Source organism: Priestia sp. 3CA3, assembly GCF_056836725.1.
On record NZ_JBXENJ010000004.1, the window covers coordinates 287,880 to 313,351 of the forward strand.

Genomic DNA, 25,472 nt, shown 5'->3' on the forward strand with positions numbered 1-25,472 from the left:
ATCGTTTTTTTATCTTATACCCAGCCGCGGAAACGAGAAGCTTCAGCTGATTTTTTGATTCCTGCCATGTAAGCAGCAAGTCTCATGTCTACGTCATTTTCTTGAGCGATTTGATAGATCGTTTCAAATGAATCCACCATTACCTTGCGTAATTTGTAAGCTACTTCCTCTTCAGACCAGTAGTAGCCTTGATTATTTTGCACCCATTCGAAGTATGAAACCGTTACGCCTCCAGCACTCGCTAAAATATCTGGCACTAAAAGCACGCCTTTTTCGTCTAAAATGCGCGTAGCCTCAAGTGTAGTCGGTCCGTTCGCTGCTTCGACTACAATAGAAGCTTTAATGCGATGAGCGTTACGAACCGTAATTTGATTCGAAATGGCTGCGGGTACTAAAATATCACATTCTTTTTCTAATAGTTCTTCGTTTGTCATCACATTGGTAAATAAATTCGTTACGGTACCAAAACTGTCGCGTCGATCAAGCAGGTAATCAATATCAAGACCAAGCGGATCATAAAGAGCTCCGTACGCGTCTGAAATGCCAATTACTTTTGCTCCTGCGTCATGCATGAACTTAGCAAGAAAACTGCCGGCATTTCCGAAGCCTTGAATAATAATCCGTGCTTCTTGCAAGTTAAGGTTTTTCTTTTTAACAGCTTCTTCTATACAAATGGTTACTCCTTTAGCCGTTGCAGTTTCGCGTCCTTGAGATCCTCCGAGTACGATAGGTTTTCCGGTAATAAAACCAGGAGAATCGAACTCACGCAGTCGGCTATATTCGTCCATCATCCACGCCATGATTTGAGAATTTGTATAGACATCCGGTGCAGGAATATCTTTAGTAGGCCCAACTATTTGACTGATGGCTCTTACATAGCCGCGGCTGAGTCGCTCTAGTTCACCAAACGACATGTTTCTTGGGTCACATACAATTCCGCCTTTACCTCCGCCGTACGGAAGGTCGACAATCCCGCATTTTAAACTCATCCAAATGGATAATGCCTTCACTTCTTCTTCATTTACTTCAGGATGAAAGCGTACGCCTCCTTTAGTAGGCCCTACAGCATCATTATGCTGAGAGCGGTAGCCCGTAAATACTTTTACCGATCCGTTATCCATTTTAACTGGAATACGAACCGTCATCATGCGCAGCGGTTCTTTCAACAAATGATACATTTCTTCACCATACCCTAGTTTTTGAAGCGCTTCTTGAATAACAGTTTGAGTAGATAAAAATAAATTAAGTGATTCCTGTTCTTGCTGCTGTTCTTTTTTTAATTCACTAGCTGTTTTTGTAATGGACATTCTGTTCACCCCATATTAATCATTGAAATTTCTCAATGATTTAATATGCAATTCCTGTGCCAATTTCGACGGTTTTACAACGCTTTTATTTTATAAATATTCTGCATTAGCACGCCTTATATTCCCTGCATAGGCTGATATTAGTATATACTTAAAGAAATAAGACAAACTATTTATACTGAAAAGGAGGAAAGTGCTATGTTACATGAAAGAAAAGAACAAGAGCGAAACAATCACTATATAGAATGCTGTTCCATCTGCGGAGAAAGGCTAACATCTTTTCAAGAAAAAGAAATCTTCACATGCGACAGCTGTTTTGAACAAAAAGTCAACGATGTGCTTTCTGAGCTGTAATCAGGTACTCTATTTTTTAGAAACAGGTGTCACAATATTAAAGTTTGGATCAATAGAATCCTGACAAGACAAAAAGAAATCCCATTTTGATTTATCTCCTTGAACAAATATGACCGAGCTATAAGAGTGATCATTTGTAGTTGTTAGCCGGTATAAGGTATCTTGCCACATCGTTACCGTCACCTCAGCTTTCTTTCGCGTATCTCCAAGATACCTAAAGATTCCATGCTTAAGTTCTGTGAGAGCTACTTCATTACGATCGGGTATCACAAACAATATACGATAGTTACATGCGCCCGCCTTTAATCCATCTACGCGAATGCTAAATAGTTCTAAAATATTTTTCAAAGGAAGTGTATCCCATACTTCTTTTGTAATAATGTTGACTGGCAGCGGTATATTACCTAAACGAAGTTCTTTGGCTCCTGTTAAATATTCATTTCGCCAAGGACCAGATTCAGCTATATACCCTAATTGTTCAAGCGCGTCTGCGCATAAAAGTTTTGCCTTTACATGGTGAGGATCAGCGTAAATAACTTGTTTGGTCACTTCAGCTACCCATTGATAGTCGCCTTGTTGAAAACAGCGCTGTGCTTTTTGGACAATGTTGTCCGCTCCGCCCATATACTCTACATATTTCTTAGCTGACTCTTCAGGAAACAGTTTATTTAAATCTACAGGATTGCTGTTATACCAGCCCATATAGCGCTGATAAACCGCTTTTGCGTTATGGTTAACCGTTCCATAAAAGCCGTTTGTATACCACTCGTGAGATAGGGTTTCCGGTAGCTTCATCATTCGACCGACGTGGTCGATGGTATAACCTTGATTCACCAGCCTTAATGTTTGGTCATGAATATATTGATAAACATCTCGTTGATTTTCGATATAGGTAATACACGACTCGTTTCCGAACCTTGGCCAATTATGTACCCCAAATACAGTTGTTAGTTCTTGGCCAAATAAATCGATTGCTTGCTGCAAGTACCTTGCCCACGCTGCTGCGTCTCTTACTTTTGCTCCTCTAAGGGTATAGAGGTTGTGCTGAGTGGCCGTACAGTTTTCTGCAATACAAAGAGCCTTTTCACTAGGAATATAGATGTTCATTTCAGCAGGCGCCTCCGTCCCTGGCGTAAGCTGAAACTGAAATGAGGCGCCGTCAATTTTCTTACTTACATAAGAATGATGTTCGGAAGGATGAATTTCTTCTATTCCTTTAATAAGCGTGATTGTTCCAAATGAAATTTCTTTTCCGATGCCGTTGTCAATTAGGCCTTTTTCATCGCGTCGCAGTCGAATACCGTACATGTATTGACTTCTTCGTGTCATTGCTGTTGCCGCCGTGACGTTTTCATCAATAACCGCATCCATAAATCCAGCAGGAGCATAAACTTTACTAGTTTTATTTTGTGTTGAGTCAGGTAATATCCCTAGAACTCCGCCGTAATGATCTATATGCGAATGAGAGAAGATAACAGCTCTAACAGGACGCTTACCGCACTGCTGGTTTACTAGTTCAAGCGCTTTTTCTGCCGTTTCTTTGGATGTTAAGCAATCAATAACAATCCACCCCGTTTTCCCTTTAACAAATGTAATATTAGCCATATCAAAGCCTCTTACTTGAAAGATGTTTTCAGTTACTTGATATAAACCGGCTTGTACATTTAATTTTCCTTGTTCCCACAGTTTAGGGTGGACAGTAGCAGGTGTAGATTGTTCAAATAAAAAAGCGTACTTTCTTAAATCCCATACAGGATACAGCTGATTTTTTTTGAAAATCAGCGGAAAAGGTACGCGTACAAGGGCTTGGTCATCCGCAAGATTTTGTTCTGATTTCACTTGTTCCCAGTCTATTTTTTTATAAGTCTCAGCATTAGTGACTGCAGTCTTTTGAGTAGCATCTTTTCGGTCAATCGTTAACTCCCGTTCATAATCAAACAGCATAACCCCCTCCTTTTTATATTTTATGCGTAAAAATAAGACGAAGTACAAAAGAGAGAGAAAATAGAGTCAACAAAAAAGAAGATGCGCTTAGCACGCATCTTCTTTTTTATACTGAATGTTATGTTTGAATAGAATAGTCGAGTATTCTGTCTGAATTAGACAGCCTAGCACTTAGTATAACGATTGTTTACCAATGTTCCTTTTGTAATTAAAGCAAATCTTCCTTCTAAGGTGCTCAATACGTTTCTTGAAGTCGCTGTAAAACAATGCATGTGTACAGTCTCTCCTTTCCTGTATTGGCCTTACATAGAATATATACCCGGGGAAAAATAATTAAAACTTGATTTGGGTATTTTTTCAAAAATAATAATAAATCCATTCCGGTGTTTTTTTTAGAGAACGTTCCCATTTAGGGATTTCATCTATTACTGTTTTGGTTAATCTGCGGCTGTTTGTTTTATCTTCATTAATTTCTCGTTCTATGTGTGCAATCATCTCGCGATCATAAATAAGACAGCTCGCTTCATCATTTAAATAAAAACTTCGGGGATCCCAGTTGGCTGTGCTAATATTGGCAATCGTATGATCGATGACCATTACTTTTCCGTGAAAAAACCCCTTTTTATATAAGAAAATTCGAATACCTTTGTTTAATAGTTGCTCTGTTTTAGGGTAACTAGGCGGTTTAGTGAACCACGCATCGGTATTGTCCGGAAGTATAATATCGATTAAAACGCCTTTTTCTTTTGCTGAAATAAGTGCATTCATTAAATGTTCACTTGGAATAAAATAAGGGGTAGCAATGGTAAGCTTTACTTTGGCACGGTTGATTAGATCAATCATCTTTTGCTCAAGTTCTTCTCCAGTTGAAAACAATAGCTGATAGTTTGCTCCGTGAGAGCGAGCGATAGGAACTCGCTGAGCAGATATATGTTGTCCCGTGTCTTCTTCCCAATCTTTCAAAAATTGCTTTTCAATTTCAAAAATACCTTCTCCTTTAATTCGCAAGTGGTAATCACGCCAATAGCCCAATTTTTTATGCTTCCCTAAGTATTCTTCTCCTATATTAAAACCTCCGAGATAGGCTTCTTGACCATCTACTACGACAAACTTTCGATGATTTCGATGATTAATGCTATAAAAAAAGTGCTGCCTGCTTGCTTTTCGACTAAAGGTAAACTCAACTCCATTTTTCTTAAGGTCATCTATGAGTGTTCGGGAGAGATCGTTTCCTCCAAAACGATCTACAGAAAGTTTAACTTTTACCCCTTCAGCTGCTTTCTCTTTCAATAGCTCAAATAGCTTCATGCTGATGTTGTCCGCTCGAATAATAAAAAATTGAATGTACACGTACTTTTTTGCTTCTTTAATATCCTCAAATAAAGCAGGATATAAACTACTTCCTTGTGCATACAGCGCTATCTCGCCTTGGTAAACAGGCGTTTCGATAAGCGGATGTACGCGAACATAAGCGTTATAGCCTTTTTTTACGTCCCATTGAAAAAACAAACACAAACAAAGCCCGCATACTAAAATAAACAGCATTTTTTTAACCATACTGTACTCCTGATTCGTCTAATATGTATATATAGGCTTTGGAGGTTTGTTTTATTTTATATGAGGAAATGTATGGAAATATAAAACGTGTAACACAAAAAGCTTAATCATGTTTTGATTAAGCCTTTGTGTACTTCGCTAGCATTTAGTAAATATAGTCCTTATACAAGTCAGACTGAATAACCTTTTTATAAGCGAGACCGTGTTTCTTAGTAAGAGCTTTTACCTCATCTACACAGCTTTGAGCGCTTCTTGGCGATACGTAAATATCGTTGATAAGCTGATGTAAATTACATGTAAGGAGGTTACCATGCTCGTGAGAAAACTCATACGATCTTTTTTCGAGGATATCCATTCGTTTTTGCCATTGATTTGCGGAAATACCTTGAATTTCGAATAGCTTTTGCAGCTTCCAAGCGTGTATACGACTTGCTACAATAACAAGCCTCAATTCATTTTCATGCTGATAGGATTTGCGCTTGTAAAATAACGTGTCATATACAGAGTGACTGATCATTTCTTTTTGGAAGTCTATGTACTGCACTTTTCCAGAGAAGATTTTATAGCGTAAATCTTTAATACTGCATAATAAATTTTCATAGGTGGTTTTAATAGCTACGCCATCATTCCCTTTTAAATATAGATCCCACATTCCAGCGGCTTCGTAATCATTGATATGCCAGGATGAAACAGCAGAAAATTCATGGATTTTTCTTATATAGGTTCTACAGGTACGGTTATGACGTTCGCCTTTTTTTCTTAACTCTTCTATGTTCCACATCGAAGAGCATCCTTCAAGGGGGTCTGAAAATGCATCAGGTTTTGCGAAAAAAAGCGCATTGGTTTCTAGTAAATCTTGAAAATCAGACAGCGGCATAAATCGCCATACCGTCGGATTATTGTGCACCTTATAGCGTTCATCATAATCGTCATAGCTAGATTCGAATCTTTTGGCATATTCGTACGCTTTCTCTCTATAAGCTAAATCCATTGGTTTTCCTCCTCTGAATGCATATTCATACTTGAATTATAGCACTTAATTGTTGTAATTTTCAAAATTATCCACCTGCATTAAGTTCTATTATCAGAAAAGAAGACACACCTCAACATCTACAGCGTGTCTTCTTATTTAATGAAATGAATGTTTTGCTTAACACTTTCACTTTCTGGCTGATTTAATTCCAATAAATAAATTTCATCCGCTCGAAAATCTGTATTCTTCATTTCTTTTTTTAAGGTACGAATAAAGGCAGCTGAACTTTTTCCATAGGCTTCAAAATAATGAAACGTGTGTACAACAAATAAAATGGATGCGCCACTGTAATCTTTTTTGCTCTTTTTTTGAATGTTCTCTAGCACTTTTTCTATATACTCTTCCACAGAACCTTCCGTCTGGATACGGGGTAGAGCAAAATTTCCTGAATTGACCCTCTGTGCATCTTCAAATTCCAGTTTCCCATCTTTGTAAGAAGTAATTTCAATTCGTTTTTCAGTACCATCCGGCTGAATAATTAATCCGTCGTATCCTTGACTTCCAATAATAAGCTTCAATTTTGAATTCCTCGGACAATAAGAAGATTGGCTGAAGCAATAAAGCGGATAAAACTCTTCAAAAAACTTTTTGAAACGCCCTTTTTTAAGTCTGGCTAATTTTATATACTCTTTGTTTTGATGAATCATTTGCTGCGTATGTTCAAAATACTGCTTCATTTCTTCTTGCGTTCTGTACACATCAAGATCTTTAAATAATTCATCCATCTTTTTCACCTTCAATCCCACCAACTAAAAAAGTCTTCTTACTTAGTAGATACATATTCATAAACGTGTGTGACAATTTTCTTTTTTAAAAGATATAGCTTTTTTAAAACAAAACGTGCACACTTTTCATTTTTTTTGCATATCCTGTTATTCGTGCGTTCAATCATGAGCGTACGTTTCAGCCTTTAGTTGTAAAAGATAAACCGTAAAGTTACAGCTGATGGCCGATGATATGCGTCTGATGATTTCATAAACTATAACGAACAGGAAACTTAACAATAATTGAGGTGTTGGAAATGTTTGATAATGATTACGTAGTTAAAACCATTCACGATTTACATGTAAAACGTACAGAAAGTCAATTAAAAGTTTTATTAACTTATTTTTTCCATAAAAAATAACACGTATTTATAGATGGTAATATATAGTCAGTTGTTACTTGATGTTTTTTATAAGAAGAATAGTTTGATACAAATAAAAAGGAATAGTGGGTAATCCACTATTCCTTTTTTTACTATACTTGCAATTCCCGAATCAGTTCAGCAAGAATTTCAATGCTTCTATCGATATCTGGTAAAGAGGCATAGGCGTAAGAAAGCCGAAGATAACTGCCGGTTTCTTGTGCATAAATACTTCCAGAGTTAAGCAATATCCCTCTTTTTAAAGCACGAGAGTATAAAGATTTCATTGAAATAGAAGGTTGAATATGCACCCATATAAAAAAGCCTCCTTCAGGATTCGTCCATGTTGCTATATCTCCTGCGTATGTTTCCAAAGCATTCAGCATCACTTTTCTTCTTGTTCGCAATTCCGTTCGTACAGTTTCCATATGCTGTTGATATAAGCCATTTTTAAACCATTCTGCTGCTACTCTTTGAGATAATGAGCTAGATCCATAATCTGTTTGCATTTTAATATCCGCCAAACGCTCAATGACTGGTTCTGAGCCGACTATCCATCCGATCCGTAATCCCGGGCTTAGTGTTTTAGAAAGACTGCTAACATATAACACGTGTCCATTTTTATCTAAAGCTTTTAATGGCAGCGGAGGCTGTTTATCTAGCCATAATTCGCGGTATAAATCATCTTCAATAATAGGAAGCTGATGTTCCTCACATTCTTTCAACAAATCGTAACGCCTATTTTGTGACATTAATGTTCCCGTTGGGTTATGGAAACATGGATTTGTATATAAAATAGCTTGCCCTTCTTGAGGGTCGGCGCGTTTTATAGCTGTTACTTTTATTCCTTCCTCATCCATAGCAAGGCCTTTGAGTTTCATTCCGGCTGATTGAAATACATGTAAGGAATATAGATAAGAAGGTTTTTCGAGCAAAACCGAAGAGTTTCTTTGCAGCAGTCCAATTGAAATAAGCTGAAGAGCTTGAAGAGCGCCGGAAACAATTAAAATAGAATCTGGAGAAGATTCAATCCCTATTGTTTTCATATATGCACTTAATTCTTTTCGTAAAGGAAAATACCCCTTTGGTTCTTCGTATCCTAGAACCTCCATATTTTCTGCTACTTTTTCTACGGCGTATTTCATTTTGTTTTTAGGAAATATGTCAGGTGAAAGCTCTCCTTTGCTTAATTGAATAAGGTTTGAGTTAAATTCGGATTCATTAATATCTTGTACCATTGCTTGACTCGGATGATGCATGCCTGATTTCACATGAACATCCCAATCGGGCGGAGTTGTAGCCAAAAGTGTCCACGTATTATTTATAACGATGGTTCCCTTTCCCATCTTACCTTCAATTAAACCGTCCGCTGTTAATTCCTCTAATGCGGTGATGACCGTACTTCGGTTAACATCAAACATAGCAGCCAGCTTTCGCTGACTAGGGATTTTACTTCCAATCGGCCATTCTCCACGCGCAATTTTCTCTTTCATAAAATCAATGATTTGCTTGTATTTTGGATAACTCGAACTGCTCTCCTGATTCATACACGTACTCCTGTTTTTAAAGTGGTTGGGTTAATTGCTTTCAAACTGGTTGAAGACATTTTATCAAATGTTTATTAACATGGGAACCACAATAGATACTGGTTGGATTCAAAATGAAAAATGGAGATGAATAGGTATGAAATTAACGTTTAGTCTGGTGTTCTTACATATACTGATGATTAGCTTATGGGCTTCAGCATTTCCAGTTATTCAAATAGGGCTGGAATCGTTTTCTCCTCAGCACCTCGCTTTTGTTCGGTTAAGTATTGCTTCTGTAGTGCTGTTAGTTATTGCAATAGCCACACGCATGTCCTTGCCTGATATAAAAGATATTCCACTTTCTTTTAGCGCTCGGTTTTTTAGGGTTTACCGTCTATCACACGGCCTTAAACATTGGAGAAAAAACGGTAAGTGCGGGTATTGCGAGTTTACTGATCTCGACTACTCCTATTTTTTCTTCGCTTTTAGCTATTTTTCTTTTTCAGGAGGAGTTCGGAAAAAGAAAATGGATTGGATCTGCAGTAAGCCTTGCGGGTATTGTACTTTTAACCTTCAGCAAAGAGAATTTTGTACACTCAGTTAATGGAATCTTACTGGTTCTGCTAGCTGCCCTTGCAGAAAGCGTCTATATAGTATGTCAAAAAAATTTATTAAAAAAATATGGTTTCCTTTCTTTTGTGACGTACAGTATTTGGGGAGCTACAATTTCTATGCTTGTTTTTTTACCTGGGTTAGAAACGGAACTTGCGTATATCTCTGTCAGATCAGCAATAAGCGTGATATATTTAGGATTATTTCCAACCGTTATTCCCTATATGGTACTCGCTTATCTGACATCGCGTATAGGTTCTGCTGAGGCTGCCATCTCTCTTTACTTAACTCCTGCGCTGTCCTTTTTCTTAGCGTGGCTGCTTTTAAAAGATATCCCGAGTGCAGCTTCCATTGCTGGAAGCATCATTACGTTATGCGGCGTGTTGCTTACACATAGTAAAAGAAAAGTAGTGATAAAAGAGACAAAGTTCACAATGCAAAGGTAATGCGTATGGCTTAGGGAATTCTCTTAGATGCTATGTTTTTTATTTATATATTTTATTTAGAACATACTTTAATTTCTTCTTTTTGCAGTTTAATTAATATAAAAAACCGCCTTTCTTTAATCTTGGTTTGAGATTTAAAGAAAGGCGGTTTTTTATGCAGTTTCTAATTCTGCTTTTATTTTTCCAGCCACTGCGTGAGTCAGCTGCTGAAGGTCATAAATCTCTTCTCCTGAAAGTACTACATGTCCGTTTAAAACGTGGTTATGTTTATATGCTCGATACGTCACTTCAATACTTTTTATCGCACGCTCTACTTCATCGTTTACCATAATGTTTTCGTAGTGATAGGACAGTGTTTCAATTCGAATCTGCGTATTTTTCATATTCATTCACCCTCCATGAACTGTTGACTAAAAATATGACTGTTAGAGGTGAACTATACATAGAACCTTTTTTGTTACCACCTACTTTGTTATTTAGAACATATTTTAATTACTTAATTAATGTTTGCTATTCTTATTTTATAAAATCCCAAACCAAAACCCCGCTCTTCGGAGCAGGGTTTTATTGCTTGTAGTACCAACCTTTTTTATCTAAAAACTGCTTAACTTTTACGAAATCAAGTCCAGCTACTGTGAGTTCGGCTGACGGATTACCTATTGCATGTACATTTAATTCACTGTCAATTCCTTCATTTTTTAAGAAAGCACGGAACTCCGTTTCCATGTCTTTACTTAATCCACCTGTTTTAATTGTAACGGGAATAGGTTCCACGTCCTTCATTTGCACAAATCCACCCGGAACAGCCCATGCTGCATACGTATAGCCATATACGCTAAATACCGTATCTTTTTTTATAGTTCTAAAATTTTTTGTTACATTGGCATACTTGTAAACCCCAATATCCTTCTTCGTTTTTACTTGGAAAGAATATTTATCTCCCAGTGAAGTAACCTTAGGTAATGCTTCTTCTATAGGATTGCTTACACCTTTAAGCAATTCCATCATTTTAGCTAAGGTTTTTTCATCAGCTTTTCCAGTTGACGTTAATCCATACTTCTCTTGAAAAGCTTTAACAGCTGCAACGGTTTCATTTCCGTATTGGCCATCGGTTCCTTGCTGGGAAAGCTCAAATCCTAATTTAGTTAAGTTTTGCTGCAGTTCTTTTACAGCTAGTCCGCTATCACCTTGCTGCAATTGTGCTGATGACTGATTATTTTTCACCACCGTCACGCCTGTGTTAATACTATTAAAGAAATCCAGATCCATTTCATTGATATCAACATTGCCTTTAATCCCGTTTACTTTACCTTGATCTGTATATTGAAACATAGACCATCTATCCCAAATGGCCGTATCACCTGGATTAGTAAATCCCTTGGAACGGTTACTTCCACTGTAACGAGCTATCCATAGCGGATATCTTGCCACGGCGCTTGTAAAATTGGATTTAATAAAACTATACCCGGTGTAAAGAATAGGCGTAATGCTTGTTTTCCTTTCAATATATTCCATCCATCTAACTGCAAAGGCTGTGACCTGCGCTTTTGTTTTCCCTTTATTTTCTTCCAAATCTAAGCAATGAGGCAAATCAACCTTCATGCTGCCTAATTTATTTAAAAAGAAATTAACTTCTGCAATAGGATCATTATCAGCATGAGCAAAGTGATAAAAGCCTACACGTAGACCTGCATTTTTTGCTCCTATATAATTATCATATGATTTTTTATCTAAGAAGGTTGTGCCTTCTGTTAATTTAATATACGCGCCTTTTACCCCATCCGACGCCACTTTTGCCCAATCAATTGTTCCGTTGTGATGAGAAACATCAATGACCTTAATATTTTGATTATTACGGTTTTGCATTGCTATCACTCCTTCATACAAACTATGAATAAAAAAGGAAATGGCAACTGATACAGGCCTATTAAATAGATATTAGGCTTTATAAAAAACCGTACAATAAGAAGGGCTTTTGGTAGCCTTACCTTATTATAATTATAAGAATTATAAGAAATGAATTTGTGCAATTTCATAACGTTAGGAGAGCTATATTCGTTTATACTAATAATATGAATATATACTGTATAAAAAATGGAGGAATATGATGTCTTTAATAAAAGAAGCACGTAGGTATGCAGAACATGCTCATACCGGCCAAGTGCGTAAGCTGTCTGATAAACCTTATATTGTTCACCCTATTAACGTAGGTAATATTTTAGAAAAAGCGGGTTTTAGTGAAGAAGTAATTGCAGCAGCTTATCTGCATGATGCTGTAGAAGATACAAGTGTAACACTCGAAGAAATTGTACAAAGATTTGGCTTAGAGGTAGCGGAGATTGTTGAAGCTCATACAGAAGACAAATCCAAAAGCTGGGAAGAACGTAAACAGCATACAATTCAAATTGTGAAAACTGGTTCTCTTGAAGTGAAATCTTTAATTGTAGCAGATAAATTAGACAATTTACGGTCTTTAAAAGAAAGCTACGATCAGCAAGGAGATACAATTTGGAATAGTTTTAAAAGAGGATTCGAAAAACAGAAATGGTACTACGAGTCCATCAGCAAATACGCTGAAAAAGGATTGGAACCAAGCCAAATTCCAAGTTTTTTTAATACGTACAAACAAGAAGTAAATGATTTTTTTAGAAGTTAATATTCATATGAAGAAATTAGAAAACACTGAAAATAACTATTGCGAACGTGCGTCATACGTATTAAAATATAGTAGAGTCAACAGGCAATAAAGACTCTACGTAAGCGGGACTGTAGTTCAGTGGGAGAATACTTGTCTGGCAGACAAGGGGTCGTGGGTTCGAATCCCATCAGTTCCATAAAACCAGTCGCATCAAGAGTTTAAAACACTTTAAAACTCTGCCGGATGGAATGGGTGTAATACTATTTCATCTGACCTCTTCATGATTTTCATGAAGAGGTTTTTTATTTTCTTTTTACGATTGATCCTCATGATTTTTATAATTATTCTTTTCACTGCTCCTGCTTACAATTTCTCTAAGTTCGCCCTCGTCGCCTTTTGCATTGATGATTTCAAAAAGCTGATTCAGTCCTTCACTTGTTTCATCGTTTGGTTCTTTGCTCATTCTATCCCCTCCTTTTGCTTTTAGGATGCCCATTTTTTACACAATGTTTCATTTAAAAAGCAATTTATACACATTAATGGTCCATAAAAGTATACCTTTACTCGATACACGGATATACTTAATCAATCCTTTAAGTTTTGCAGCGCTTTATAGTTTTTTTAATACTCATCTATAATAAAATACTCATCACAAACTTCATCAAAATCGTTCTCTTCGTGTAATTCTATTTCTTGATTTTTAGATATCTCGTTTTTTTGTGTAAATAGTTTAAAAAACTTGTTTAACATTGCTCCACCTCATATAAATTATTCATACATTCAGTATGATTAATTTATATGAAGCCAGTATGAATTGAAGCTTAAGATAATTTGAAGTTAGATATTAACGTGAGATGTTAAGCGTGTTTACTTCTCTTTGGTTCTATCCATAATCGAAAGAAAAAATGCAAACTATAAAAAAGAACTTTGCATGCTGCTGCAAAGTTCTTTTTTGTACCATCGTTAAAAGTTATTCAGTTAACAGTCCTTCTTACGCTTTTTTTCAAACCATCCATAGGCAATTTCAGCTTCGATTTCTTTATTTCCTGGAGAAACTAAGAAAATAACGTATGAACCGTTGTTTGGAAAGATAAATTTGCCGTCTTCATCGCTTACTAATGTACTTTTCGGCGGAACAACACGGTTAAATACGTTTACCCCTTTAGCAGGAACGCCTTTTACCATTTCTGCAAATTTAATTTTCCCTTTTGGCTTTGAACGTATTGTAGTATTTGCTGGACTCACATTATCTGAAGTTGTTCCTTTTCCAGGGGGGATAGAATTAAACCAAATTTCAGCAGTAAAAGGTTCGTTTGAATAGTTAGTGATAGTAAAAGCATTCACAAATAAATCTACTCCGGAGCCGGAAGGGTTCACTAATCCGCCCCAAGCGTTTCTGTTTCCACCAAAACGAATAGGCTCAGTTTGTCCAACAAAATAGTCTCCTTTTAACGATTGATATAAAGGATTAGGTATATTCACCACTTTAATATACGGTTTGTTCGACTCGTAATTTGACATACAGTCATCTCCTTTTTGTATTATATTTTATGAGTTTTTTCTGTAAATGCTTGGACACATGCATATATAAATATATTTAATCTTTATATAAATGCAAAAAGATAGACCCGGTACTGAGTCTATCTTTTTCTATCGTTTTTACAAAAAATTTCCCCTTGGCCCTTTCCTTACTAATGCCCTCGTCGACTGCTGGTGTATAAACGGATTGTTTTTTGACTTTATATTCCGATGCTTTTTTAATCCGTCTACTATCCCTTCTTAAAGTAGTAATCACCTATTCTTTTGTAGTCATAAAATGAAGAATCCTTACCTTTTTTTCACAATACTCAATAATTTCATAACAGGTTGTGAGGATATCATGTCTAGACAGTTCTATTTCATCCAATACAAACTTTGAAAGCTGCTTTTGCAGAACCTCCAGCTTTTTGCTGTCTTCTTCATCGATCCACAGTCCTTCCGTAATACATACATCTGCTAGTTTGTTAATAGATTGAGCCGTCCAGTTTAAGCCGGCTGAAGAAACGGTTATTGTCAGTAAATCATTTTTTATAGCTAAAATAACCTGACACACATGGGTATAGGCATCAACTTTCTTTTGGATAAATGCTTTGCGAAGCTCTTTCTTGTATTGCTCTTTCGACACCGCTATAGCTACGACAGACGTAATGAAAGTTCCTGCCAGCGCGATGAGTGACCCTATCAAAATCCCTATCATTTCTCCTGACAAAACGTTCACCTCTTTAAAGGTATTTCTATATGCTATGGGAATGAAGGAAATGATATGAAGATAAGTACCATGTAAAAACAGCCCTAACTTAGAAAAGTTAGGGCTGAAACACTAAAATAGGATGATAACCAAATTAGATAATGCGACTTGTAATAATTCCTTCAATTTGACCAATTTTTTCTTCTAGCTCAGGCACAATCTCGTCACTTACTTGATTGTCAATATCGATCATTGTATACGCATATTCACCGCGGCTTCTGTTCACCATATCTGCGATGTTTAAATTGTAGTTTGAGAATACTTGCGTAAGTTGTCCTACCATATTCGGTACGTTGTGATGGAAAGCAGCTACGCGTTTTTTCCCAGTGTAAGGAAGAGATGCATTCGGGAAGTTCACTGAATTTTTAACGTTTCCTGTTTCTAAGAAATTTTTCACTTGACGTGCTGCCATTACCGCACAGTTTTCTTCTGATTCTTGAGTTGATGCCCCTAAATGAGGAATTGGCACAACATTTTTCATGTTCAAGACATTTTGATTTGGAAAATCTGTAATATATCGACCAACTTTTCCACTTTCAAGAGCAGCTTTCATATCTTCTTCGTTTACAAGCTCACCGCGTGAGAAGTTCAAAATATGAACATCTGGTTTCATGATGCTAAACGTCTCTTTATTGAAAACACCTTTTGTATCGTCCGTTAATGGAACGTGAACCGTAATATAGTCAGATGCTGCAAATAGTTCTTCTAGAGACATTGCACGCTGTACGTTGCGAGACAAATTCCAAGCTGTATTAACAGAAATGAATGGATCAAAACCAATTACGTCCATATCTAAATCAAGCGCGTCGTTTGCTACAAGAGCACCAATTGCACCTAAACCAATAACGCCTAATGTTTTACCTTTGATTTCTTTTCCAACAAACTGTTTTTTACCTGCTTCAACTAACTTAGGAATTTGATCACCTTGGCCGTCTAATCCTTTTGTCCATTCAACTCCAGCAAATAAGTTACGAGAAGAAGCCATAATTGTAGTTAAAACCATTTCTTTTACTGCGTTTGCATTAGCTCCTGGCGTATTAAATACAACGATACCTTGCTCCGTGCAAGCGTCCACCGGTATATTGTTAACCCCTGCTCCAGCTCGTGCAATAGCTTTTAAATTTTGGTCAAATGCCATGCTGTGCATGTTAAAGCTACGCACGACAATCGCATCTGGATTTTCGCTGTCGTTGTCAATTTGATAACCTTCTTGATTAAAAACATTTAGACCTTTTTGTGCAATGTTGTTTAATGTTTTGATTGTTTGTACTTTTTCTAATGTTAATGTGCTCATTTTGTACTCTCCTCTGATTATCATCGTAGTTTTACATGTTTTTACCTTTGGATAAAGGAACTTCATTTTTAATTTTTTTAAAAGTCTGGTTTTTTAGCCTACATGTCTGATAACTTCTATATCCTCTCCCCCTAAACAGAAAGAGGTAAGAGATATGTATTAATCCCTTACCTCTGCCCAGGCGAACGGCTACGTCACTATATGCTTCCTCACGGTTATCCGCGTTTCGCCAGTCACATATAGTCTTTGAAATTAAGTATATTCTAGCAAACTCTTTCAGAACGTTCAACCTTTTTTTAAAAGTTTGCTTTTTTCAGTCTAATTTTTAATCTCTTTGGTGAATCTCCTAATATATTGACAAATACCCTAATACATGTTAAATAAAAAGAGTGATTAGCACTCTATCTATTCAAGTGCTAATTATTTTGTAAGCCCTATTTGGAAAGGAGAACTTCTTATGTCAAAAAAAGAATTTAAAGCCGAATCAAAGCGATTATTAGAGATGATGATTAATTCCATCTATTCTCAAAAAGAAGTATTTTTGAGAGAACTTCTATCAAATTCAAGCGATGCAATCGATAAAATTTATTACAAAGCTTTAACAGATGACTCCTTGCGTTTTAACAAAGAAAGCTATTACATAAAAGTAACACCCGATAAAACTAACCGTACCTTAACCATTACAGATACTGGAATTGGCATGACGCAAGAAGAGCTTGAAAGCAGCTTGGGCACAATTGCGAGAAGCGGTTCTCTTGCATTTAAAAACGAAAATGAAACAAAGGATGGGCACACGATTATTGGCCAATTCGGCGTTGGGTTTTACGCAGCATTTATGGTGGCAGATGTCGTAACGGTGATTAGTAAAGCGTTAGGCAGCGATGAAGCCTATAAATGGGAATCTACTGGTGCTGATGGTTATACAATCGAACCTTGCGACAAAGAAACGGTTGGGACTCAAATCATTTTAAAAATTAAAGAAAATACAGAAGATGAAACGTATGATGAGTATCTAGAAGAGTATCGTTTAAAAGAGATCATTAAAAAGTATTCAGACTTTATCCGCTACCCGATTAAAATGGACATAACAGAAAAACGGCCTAAAGAAGGTTCTGATAACGAGCTAGAAGATTATACAGAAGAACAAGTTATCAACAGTATGGTACCGATCTGGAAGAAAAATAAAAATGAATTGACTTCAGAAGACTATGAGCAGTTTTATTCAGAAAAGCGCTACGGATTTGATAAACCGCTCACTCACCTTCATATTAATGTGGATGGAACGATTCGCTACAATGCCATTTTATTTATTCCAGAAAATAGTCCGTTTGATTACTACTCAAAAGAATTTGAAAAAGGGCTTGAACTGTATTCAAACGGAGTCTTAATTATGAATAAATGTGCAGATCTTCTTCCAGACTACTTTAGCTTTGTAAAAGGTATGGTAGATTCTGAAGATTTATCTCTTAATATTTCACGTGAAATTTTGCAGCAAGACCGCCAGCTTCAGCTGATTGCCAAAAACATCGGCAAGAAAATCAAAAACGAATTAAAAAGCTTGCTTAAAAACGAACGTGAAAAGTACGAGAAGTTTTATGAATCATTTGGCCGCCAGCTAAAATACGGCGTTTACAGTGACTTTGGCAGCAACAAAGATGTATTAAAAGACCTGCTTTTATTCTATTCTTCTACAGAGAAAAAGCTCGTAACACTAAACGAGTATGTATCCCGCATGCCTGAGGATCAAAAGTATATCTATTATGCATCAGGCGAATCATACGACCGAATTGAAAAGCTTCCTCAAGCAGAATTGGTTGCAGATAAAGGATACGAAATTCTGTATTTTACAGAAGATATCGATGAATTTGCGATTAAAATGTTAATGACGTACGAAGAAAAAGAATTTAAATCTGTTTCAAGCAGTGACTTAGGGATTGAAGCAGAAGAAGAACAGCTCAATGAGTCTGAGGAAAAAGAAAATAAAGAGCTATTTGACTATATGAAAAAAGCTTTGGCGGGAAAAGTAGGAGATGTGCGCGCGTCTAAACGTTTAAAAACACACCCCGTTTGCTTATCAGCTGATGGTGAAGTAACGATTGAAATGGAGAAAATTTTAAGTGCTATGCCTGACAATCAGCATGTAAAAGCAGAAAAAGTGTTAGAAATTAACGTAAATCATGATGTATTCGCTTCTTTAAAAGATGCATTTGAAAATGACAAAGAGAAATTAGACCTTTATACAAATTTATTATATAACCAAGCTCTTTTAATTGAAGGCTTATCTATTAGTGATCCCGTTGAATTCACAAATGATATTTGTAAAATCATGATATAAAAATCAGGCGCAGAATCATTCTGCGCCTGATTATATGTATGGCATAATAAAAGTAGTTATATAGTAAGAAGCGATAAAAATGGGTACGGGCAGTTCTTCTGTTACTCTTATTGAGTGTTTGCCTTGTTTAAAATGAAAAAGATCTGATTTAAACTCCGCGACTTTTTCTCTTTTTTGATTAAAAATACACGCTTCCTCTACGGCTTCATGACTGCTTAACATGTAGACGTTATTTCCCCATCTAATTTCTTGTGCTCCTTCGTTTTTAATTATTCCTTTACCTAATAGATACCCCACTGTTTTTCCATTTTCTTTTATCACCCACCGGTGTTTTTTCACGTGATCAATAAACACCGTTCTTCCTTCCCATTGAACTTGTACATGTACCTTTAAGCCGCAGGAAAAGATAGGAAACCAAGAAATAGAATCTAACACTGGAAGTCCATCACGAGTTAAAAAATCAATACTTTTTGTCCACATATTTTTATGCATTCTCTTAAGCTGTCCGACGTTTTCTCCATTTTCATTTGTAACTGCTACGGTCTTTCCCGCTGATTTAAAATAGGGAAGATAAAAAATATATTCTTGCATATAAGCCTCCAAAGATTCTGTACCTTATATTAACAGCATGTACATAGTTATGTTTCTATCTTTCATATATTTCGTTTGTTTCTTTTGATTTCTTACTTTGTTTAAATTGGCTTTGATTTTCTTTTAAATGCTTTAGTAAAGCAACAATCAAGAAACTAACAATCACAAGAAGAAGCCAAGAGCTAATTTTACTTATATGAACCATTGTCCACTGCTGCTGTTGATCTGGATACTGCCATGCTCCGAAAAATGTTGCGATATTTTCAGCGATCCAAATGAAAAAGCCAATCAGTACAAAAGACAATACTAAAGGCATGCGATATGTACGTTTGTTAACCGTAAAATATACAAAAGTTCGATAAAAAATAAGTAAAGTAAAAAGTTTTAAAAACCAGCGGAAGTCGTAAATAAAATGATGCGTGAAAAAATTAAGGTAAATAGCCATACTTAGTATACTGACAATCCACGTAGAAGGCCAATTCGTAAGCTTTAATTCAAGCCTTCTCCACACTTGGCACATGTAGCTGGCTACACTAGCATACATAAATCCGCTGTACAGGGGAACTCCCCAGACTTTAGTGAAAGCTTTTTCTGGATAGCTCCATGAGCCCATATGAACTTTATAGAGTTCTAACGTTAGTCCAATTAAATGAAATACTGCAATGACTTTTACTTCATCAAGCGTTTCCCGTTTAAACATCACCATTAAAACTTGAGTTCCTAGACAGGCTAATAAAATAAGGTCATATCTAGAAATAAACGGTACTTCAATTATTTTTGTCATAGCTAATGTCAGAAAAATAATAACAGGAAAAACACAAGATTTTGCTTGTTCTAAACCAAAATAGATTAATTGCTTCATTGTAACATCCTATCTTTATAGTATTCCTTAGTATTTTCACAGAAATGATTCTCTGAAAATTATTGCAGATTTTTCAAATTTATTCAATAAGCATCTCCGCTGTTTTTGTAACCAAACTATCATATCCAGCGGAGATTTGTTTTCTCCGTTAACTTTTCAAAAAATCGGTTACTGTCTGCACATAGCGCTCTTTATCGTAAGATAAGTACAGATAACTGGTTAATTGTACAGGCTCCCCAAAGAAAAAACGTTCATACAGTGTTTCCCTTGTGCCAAACGGACTCATAGTTAAATCCCACGCTAGTCGAAAAAGCTTAATTCGATCTTCTGCACCTCTAGATTTAGCTTGCAAATAACGTGTAATATCTTCTTTAACCAATGAGCGGCACGTATTTTCCGTTGGTATTGCCATTAGTCCGCTTGCACCTAAAAGCTGAATAATCTCTGTAAAGGTAGGATATGTTTTTGAAAATATATTTGCGGCAATACGAAGTGTAGTTTCATTCGGACGCATGTATCCCCATGGATCAATCTCCGCTTCTTCTTCTGCTTTCATTACGAGAGCTTTCATCGTTTCTAGCGCAATAATAAGCTCCGTTGCTTTTTCTCGCACATGCGGATAGTCCGCAATGTTAATGGTTTCAATCAGAGATTGTACAATCCCTAATACAAACTCTGTTTTGACAATTCTCCTTGAAGTTACTTGATGCAGAGCAAAAGCCGAGAAGGAACTAGAGCCCAGGAATGCATTAGATACATCTACATTTTCATAAAAAAACACGCGGTCCCACGGTACTAATACATGGTCAAAGACAACAATGGTATCCATTTCTTCAAATCTAGAGCTCAATGGATAATCAAACGTTGAATCTGTTCCTGCAAACGATTCTCTACAAATAAATTTAACTCCTTCTGTATTACTTGGAATTGAAAAAGCAAACCCTTTTTCTTTTCCTTGAATGCCTGCTGAAGACAGTACGAGCAACTCATCCGTCATGCCACCCTGTGTAGCAAGCAGTTTCGCACCTTGGATAACGATTCCCTCATTGTTTTTATCAACTATTTTTGCTGCTATCGGTTCATCGTTTTGCTCGTAATAAAATTGGATTCGATTGACTTGAGGATCGATGAATGTATGAGTGAGCGATAAATCGTGCTCTCTCACATATTCATAATAAGAAATGATGTTTTCAGGAAAGCAATTTTCTTCTCCTCTCAGGAGTTCTGCAGAGGATGCAAAAGCCATCAATACAGTATTCATATAATCTGGACTTCTCCCCATCATACCGTGAGTTAAGCGAGCCCACTGCTGAGTCATCTCTCGCCTCTTTTTTAACTCTTCTTTTGTTGTAGGCTGTAAATAAGATGTACCAAAAAAATCCTTGGAATCCTGATATTGATATGTCATGATATCTTTAATTTTTTTATCATGCTGAAGATCATAAAGTTTAGCTTGACTGTTAATGGCTCCTTTAAAAGCCGGATGTTCTGATATATTGCCTGTTACGAGTTTGCCATCAACCCATACATTTGCTTTTAATTGATTGATTCTCTCTACGTATTGCTTCCCATTAATTGCTGACATACTCCCACTCCCAGACTTTCAATAAATATTTTCACCTATTGCATTTTTATCATATTACGATGTCTTTTCCATGTTTCCTTCATACATCACAGCTTTGCGCATAAAAAAAGAAGGTCACAATAACCTTCTTTTTTTATGATTTATTTATATTGAATATCATTTCTTAGGGATTCAACTTTACTTAATGCTTGGTCAATATCAGGCTCTTCAACATTAAAGTGAGCAAGTGCATCGTGAAGATGCTTAGCAATTGCATTAAAATGTTCGGGCTGAATATTCATATTTGCATGCGCTTTGGCCATCGACTTTCCTGAATATTGATTCGGTCCACCTAAGGCAAAGCTTATAAACTTAGCTTGATGTCGACGTTGTTTATCCATATCCGTGTGCTCGAAAAAGTGACTAACTGTTTCGTCTTTTAAAACAAGCTCAGAATAAAAATAGTCTACTACTTTTTCAATCGCTTCTTGTCCGCCCACTTTTTCATACAATGTTTGTTCCAAAACAATTCCTCCTTTTGTACCTTTAACCATTATTACCCAATACAAGTATTCATATTCTTTGAAAGGCTTCTTTATGGGAATTCGTTATCGTCATGTTTTATTCCTCTTCCTCATAGTGAATAAAATGTAAAGGGAATGAGCGCAGTGCAAAGGAGTTGTAGAAACTGCATTTAATATCTATCGTTACTGGTCTGAATCATTACATTTTGATAAGTGCTGGTCTAATATACGTAAGTATAAGCCGGTAAGCCTTTTACTCCTACTCGGCATGAAAAAAGAGAGCCGGCAGCTTCTTCGTATTTTTCTTCTTCCTTAGCTGTGGTGATAAATAAAGTTTGTAAATCGTCTCCTCCAAATGTACAGCAGGTTACATTGGAAACAGGAAGATGAATAGATTCTATAATTTCTCCTTTCTCTGGATCTACACAAATAACTTTCGAACCTCCCCAAAGCGCTACCCACAGTCGGTCGTGCTCATCAATTGTCATTCCATCAGGAAACCCGTCTATATCTGAAAGGTCAATCACCACTTTTTCATCTTCGAGCCTTGTTGTTTCTTTAGAAAATGAATAAGACATAATTTTATTTTTCGGGGAATCAACCAGAAAGAATTTGTCTCCTCTTCGATTCCAAGCTAGCCCGTTTGACACGCTTAATCCTTCTTTAGCACTCTTAATTACACCTTTTTCATCTACTACGTACAGCTGGGCTTTTCCTTCTTCATCTTCTTCACTCATCGTGCCAATCCAAAAGCGATTATATGGATCACATTTCCCGTCATTAAAACGCATGTTTTTTTCAAGAGTATCTAAACGGATATACTCTTCATGATTCTTTTTGTTTTTATCCACTAAAAGCAGCTGATTACGAGTGGAGACGACCAATTTTGAATGATTGGTTGTAGAAACGCTTGTAACAACTGAAGGAAGATCCATATCTTCTAATGTTGTCGTTTTTGGATCGTACGTAAGAAGTTTTTTATCTAAAATGTCTACTAGCACTAATCTTTGATTTTCTTCATCCCATAGGGGTCCTTCCAGTAAACGTCCATCGTACTTTTTTTCAATTTTCGCTTCCATTTTCAAGCTCCTTTGTTGTTTTTATGTACAACCGTTTTTTAATCGCTTTCTAAAAAATATTCCTTTAAGTATGCAAAACAAAAAAACAGGAATATGTTTCCTTTTTATAAATACCCGTTGCATAACCTTCTCTAAACACTAGGTTACAAGAGAATCTTTTCATAAAAAAACAGCACGCTGTATATAGCGTGCTGTTTTTTTATTATAAAGTTACGTGTTCGTTTTCTAACTCTTTAACACGTGCTGCAAATTCTTCTTCTGTTAAACCATGTTCTTTTACATAGCGGTTACGGGGACTTACTCGGCATTCATGTGAACAAGCGCGTAAATATTTGTGTTCGTTTTCTTCAGAAGCTAAGATTTTCTTATTGCATTCTGGGTTTGAGCAGTTAACATAACGTTCGCAAGGCTCGCCGGTAAAGTGATCCTTCCCGACGATCACATGCTCTTTTTGGTTAACTGGTACGCTGATGCGCTCATCAAATACATAGCACTGACCATCCCATAGTTCACCTTGTACTTCTGGATCTTTTCCGTATGTTACAATACCTCCGTGAAGCTGGCTTACATCTTCAAAACCTTCTTCAAGAAGCCATCCAGAGAATTTTTCACAGCGAATACCGCCTGTGCAGTACGTTAAGATTTTTTTATCTTCAAACTGATCTTTGTTGTCGCGAATCCATTCAGGAAGCTCACGGAAGTTTTGAATATCCGGACGAACAGCTCCTCGGAAGTGGCCTAGATCGTATTCATAATCGTTTCGTGCATCGATTACGACCGTATTTTCATCTTGCATCGCTTGATAAAATTCTTTTGGGCTTAAGTAATTACCCGTTACGCGAAGAGGATTCACATCTTCTTCTAATCGAAGAGTTACTAATTCTTTGCGGTGACGCACGTGCATTTTTTTGAACGCATGTTCATCTGCTTCGTCTATTTTAAATACAATACCTTCAAAACGAGGATCATTTTTCATCGTTTCCATGTATTTATCTGTTTGTTCAACTGTTCCTGATACTGTTCCATTGATCCCTTCAGCCGCAATTAAAATGCGTCCTTTTAGTTCAAGCTCTTTACAAAATGCCAAGTGCTGAGCTGTGAACTCTTCAGGATTTTCAATTGGAGTGTACAAATAATATAGTAGTACTTGATATGGTTTTCTTTCAGTCATGTTGCTTCTTCCACCTATCTGTTTATATTTGCAAGATATAATGCATGTAGGTCGGTTATTGTGAACCGAATTGATGGTAACAATTCATTACTTAAAGGTACATTACGACAAAAACAACATCCTTTTTATGAGGATGCTTCTATCTAAAAAGTATTACAGTGAATGATTGTTTCAAAAACATACAGTATTTAAGCCTGTAATAGTATAACATATCAAGGCGAACACTTCTAGGATTTGTTTTTTTATGAACATTTTCTTGCGGAGATACGTTCTACCTGAGCTTTTCTGCGCATACATGATGAGATATGAACCTTTGAGATTGGAGGTGGAAATGATGCCTTTTTATACATTAAAAGACGGTGCAACTTTATACTATGAACAACAAGGGGAAGGAACACCTATTATTTTCATTCATGGAGTTTGGATGAGCAGTCGTTTTTTTCACAACCAGCTTTCTTTTTTTTCGAAACAGTATCAAACTATTCTTTTGGATTTAAGAGGACATGGAAATTCAAGTCATACTCCATATGGTCACACAATTTCCACTTATGCTCGCGATGTGCATGAGTTTATAAATAATAATCGATTAAAAGACGTCATATTAGTAGGCTGGTCGATGGGTGCTTTTGTTGTGTGGGAATATTTGAAACAATTTGGTGAAGAAAATGTAAAAGGGAATATTATTGTAGATGAAATGGCTTCAGACTTCAAATGGTCAGACTTTCCAATCGGTGCATTTGATTTACCTGCCCTTATTTCGCTTATGCAAGGTATTCAGCTTGATCGAACAAGTACATTAGAAAGTTTTATTCCGCTTATGTTTAAGGATGAATTAACTGAAAAAGATAAACATTGGATTATGAAAGAAGTAACGAAAATGCCCGAGTCGATAGCTAGTGCTATTTTGTTTGATCAATCCATTGTGGACTATCGAGAATTCCTCCCGTTTATTACAATTCCTACTTTACTGTGCTTTGGAAAAGAAGAAAAACTCATTCCTGTAGCGGCTGGAAGGCATATTCAAAAGCTGGTTTCAGGTTCTGTACTTGAAGTTTTTGAGAACAGCTGCCACTGCCCTTTTCTCGAAGAAAGCGATCGGTTTAACAAAGTTGTGAGTGATTTTATCGAGCGTATCTAATTTACAACAAAAAAAGAATTGCCTTGTTTCTAACGGATTCGGTTGATAGAAAGAAGCGTAAGTTAGAACTACAAATCAGCAATA

At 36.4% G+C, this 25,472-nt stretch carries 22 protein-coding genes, 1 tRNA gene, 1 pseudogene and 1 riboswitch; of the genes and pseudogenes, 6 read left to right on the forward strand and 18 right to left on the reverse strand.

Translation table 11 applies throughout. The features are described from left to right. Positions 1-14 precede the first annotated feature (14 nt). Entirely contained in the window at positions 15-1,307 is a 1,293-nt protein-coding gene (locus AC1VNJ_RS13360; protein ID WP_033579029.1) for a Glu/Leu/Phe/Val family dehydrogenase, read from the reverse strand. Between the two features lie 198 nt (positions 1,308-1,505). Between AC1VNJ_RS13360 and AC1VNJ_RS13365 the strand changes: the two genes are divergently transcribed. Continuing rightward, positions 1,506-1,661 (forward strand): hypothetical protein, encoded by a 156-nt coding sequence (locus AC1VNJ_RS13365; protein WP_162871471.1) that lies wholly within the window; start codon positions 1,506-1,508, stop codon positions 1,659-1,661. Between the two features lie 9 nt (positions 1,662-1,670). Here the strand turns inward: AC1VNJ_RS13365 and AC1VNJ_RS13370 are convergent, their stop codons facing one another. The 5 genes from AC1VNJ_RS13370 to pdxR all read right to left on the reverse strand — a co-directional run bounded on the left by AC1VNJ_RS13370 (position 1,671) and on the right by pdxR (position 8,868). Beyond that, on the reverse strand, positions 1,671-3,605 hold the full coding sequence (locus tag AC1VNJ_RS13370; protein WP_154988748.1) for an alkyl/aryl-sulfatase: 1,935 nt from the start codon (positions 3,603-3,605) through the stop codon (positions 1,671-1,673). A gap of 357 nt (positions 3,606-3,962) precedes the next feature. Beyond that, on the reverse strand, positions 3,963-5,162 hold the full coding sequence (locus tag AC1VNJ_RS13375; RefSeq protein ID WP_482640891.1) for a phospholipase D-like domain-containing protein: 1,200 nt from the start codon (positions 5,160-5,162) through the stop codon (positions 3,963-3,965). A gap of 145 nt (positions 5,163-5,307) precedes the next feature. Continuing rightward, a complete protein-coding gene (locus AC1VNJ_RS13380) occupies positions 5,308-6,153 on the reverse strand; it encodes a DUF2971 domain-containing protein (RefSeq protein WP_482640892.1) in 846 nt (281 codons plus the stop codon). 134 nt (positions 6,154-6,287) lie between these two features. Further along, a complete protein-coding gene (locus AC1VNJ_RS13385; RefSeq protein WP_482640893.1) occupies positions 6,288-6,920 on the reverse strand; it encodes a hypothetical protein in 633 nt (210 codons plus the stop codon). 514 nt (positions 6,921-7,434) lie between these two features. Then, positions 7,435-8,868: a MocR-like pyridoxine biosynthesis transcription factor PdxR gene (gene pdxR / locus AC1VNJ_RS13390; RefSeq protein ID WP_482640894.1), complete on the reverse strand. Its 1,434-nt coding sequence runs from the start codon at positions 8,866-8,868 to the stop codon at positions 7,435-7,437. A 136-nt stretch (positions 8,869-9,004) separates the two neighbouring features. On the opposite strand from pdxR, the pseudogene AC1VNJ_RS13395 reads away from it, so the two are divergent. Beyond that, positions 9,005-9,905, forward strand: a pseudogene (locus AC1VNJ_RS13395) (DMT family transporter). Positions 9,906-10,057: 152 nt separating this feature from the next. Here the strand turns inward: AC1VNJ_RS13395 and AC1VNJ_RS13400 are convergent. Together AC1VNJ_RS13400 and AC1VNJ_RS13405 are read right to left on the reverse strand one after the other, a co-directional pair. After that, the gene (locus AC1VNJ_RS13400; protein ID WP_230624629.1) at positions 10,058-10,288 is read right to left on the reverse strand and encodes a hypothetical protein; all 231 of its coding nucleotides are present in this window, start codon (positions 10,286-10,288) and stop codon (positions 10,058-10,060) included. Between the two features lie 181 nt (positions 10,289-10,469). Further along, positions 10,470-11,771: a GH25 family lysozyme gene (locus tag AC1VNJ_RS13405; protein WP_033579022.1), complete on the reverse strand. Its 1,302-nt coding sequence runs from the start codon at positions 11,769-11,771 to the stop codon at positions 10,470-10,472. A 241-nt stretch (positions 11,772-12,012) separates the two neighbouring features. On the opposite strand from AC1VNJ_RS13405, the gene AC1VNJ_RS13410 reads away from it, so the two are divergent. Next, complete coding sequence (locus AC1VNJ_RS13410) at positions 12,013-12,561, forward strand: HD domain-containing protein (RefSeq protein ID WP_482640895.1); 549 nt, start codon at positions 12,013-12,015, stop codon at positions 12,559-12,561. 106 nt (positions 12,562-12,667) lie between these two features. After that, positions 12,668-12,739: transfer RNA gene (locus tag AC1VNJ_RS13415), tRNA-Ala, on the forward strand. Positions 12,740-12,856: 117 nt separating this feature from the next. Here the strand turns inward: AC1VNJ_RS13415 and AC1VNJ_RS13420 are convergent. The 4 genes from AC1VNJ_RS13420 to AC1VNJ_RS13435 all read right to left on the reverse strand — a co-directional run bounded on the left by AC1VNJ_RS13420 (position 12,857) and on the right by AC1VNJ_RS13435 (position 16,124). Further along, positions 12,857-13,006: a hypothetical protein gene (locus AC1VNJ_RS13420; RefSeq protein ID WP_167387320.1), complete on the reverse strand. Its 150-nt coding sequence runs from the start codon at positions 13,004-13,006 to the stop codon at positions 12,857-12,859. A 515-nt stretch (positions 13,007-13,521) separates the two neighbouring features. Continuing rightward, positions 13,522-14,064, reverse strand: a complete 543-nt coding sequence (locus AC1VNJ_RS13425) for a DUF6143 family protein (protein WP_482640896.1) — start codon at positions 14,062-14,064, stop codon at positions 13,522-13,524. 274 nt (positions 14,065-14,338) lie between these two features. Further along, positions 14,339-14,791, reverse strand: coding sequence for a hypothetical protein (locus AC1VNJ_RS13430; RefSeq protein WP_182029676.1), 453 nt, complete (start codon positions 14,789-14,791; stop codon positions 14,339-14,341). Positions 14,792-14,924: 133 nt separating this feature from the next. Next, positions 14,925-16,124: a phosphoglycerate dehydrogenase gene (locus AC1VNJ_RS13435; RefSeq protein ID WP_013057119.1), complete on the reverse strand. Its 1,200-nt coding sequence runs from the start codon at positions 16,122-16,124 to the stop codon at positions 14,925-14,927. Positions 16,125-16,292: 168 nt separating this feature from the next. Beyond that, a riboswitch (ZMP/ZTP riboswitch) is annotated at positions 16,293-16,371 on the reverse strand. 210 nt (positions 16,372-16,581) lie between these two features. Between AC1VNJ_RS13435 and htpG the strand changes: the two genes are divergently transcribed. Next, positions 16,582-18,459 (forward strand): molecular chaperone HtpG, encoded by a 1,878-nt coding sequence (htpG, locus tag AC1VNJ_RS13440; protein WP_033579018.1) that lies wholly within the window; start codon positions 16,582-16,584, stop codon positions 18,457-18,459. A 30-nt stretch (positions 18,460-18,489) separates the two neighbouring features. Here htpG and AC1VNJ_RS13445 read toward each other — a convergent pair whose 3' ends face one another. The 6 genes from AC1VNJ_RS13445 to trhO form a co-directional block, all read right to left on the reverse strand. Beyond that, the gene (locus tag AC1VNJ_RS13445) at positions 18,490-19,050 is read right to left on the reverse strand and encodes a tubby C-terminal domain-like protein (protein ID WP_482640897.1); all 561 of its coding nucleotides are present in this window, start codon (positions 19,048-19,050) and stop codon (positions 18,490-18,492) included. A gap of 55 nt (positions 19,051-19,105) precedes the next feature. Further along, positions 19,106-19,912 (reverse strand): DUF817 domain-containing protein, encoded by an 807-nt coding sequence (locus tag AC1VNJ_RS13450; RefSeq protein ID WP_328173432.1) that lies wholly within the window; start codon positions 19,910-19,912, stop codon positions 19,106-19,108. A 148-nt stretch (positions 19,913-20,060) separates the two neighbouring features. Next, positions 20,061-21,497, reverse strand: coding sequence for a 4-hydroxyphenylacetate 3-monooxygenase, oxygenase component (gene hpaB, locus AC1VNJ_RS13455; RefSeq protein ID WP_328173431.1), 1,437 nt, complete (start codon positions 21,495-21,497; stop codon positions 20,061-20,063). A 140-nt stretch (positions 21,498-21,637) separates the two neighbouring features. Further along, positions 21,638-22,000 carry a group I truncated hemoglobin gene (locus tag AC1VNJ_RS13460; protein ID WP_025751868.1) on the reverse strand — a complete coding sequence of 121 codons (363 nt, stop codon included), beginning with the start codon at positions 21,998-22,000 and terminating at the stop codon, positions 21,638-21,640. A 221-nt stretch (positions 22,001-22,221) separates the two neighbouring features. Beyond that, a complete protein-coding gene (locus AC1VNJ_RS13465) occupies positions 22,222-23,079 on the reverse strand; it encodes an SMP-30/gluconolactonase/LRE family protein (RefSeq protein WP_047750939.1) in 858 nt (285 codons plus the stop codon). Positions 23,080-23,281: 202 nt separating this feature from the next. Continuing rightward, positions 23,282-24,250: an oxygen-dependent tRNA uridine(34) hydroxylase TrhO gene (gene trhO, locus AC1VNJ_RS13470; RefSeq protein WP_033579013.1), complete on the reverse strand. Its 969-nt coding sequence runs from the start codon at positions 24,248-24,250 to the stop codon at positions 23,282-23,284. Between the two features lie 334 nt (positions 24,251-24,584). Between trhO and AC1VNJ_RS13475 the strand changes: the two genes are divergently transcribed. Further along, a complete protein-coding gene (locus tag AC1VNJ_RS13475; RefSeq protein WP_230683506.1) occupies positions 24,585-25,388 on the forward strand; it encodes an alpha/beta fold hydrolase in 804 nt (267 codons plus the stop codon). The last annotated feature ends 84 nt before the right edge of the window (positions 25,389-25,472 follow it).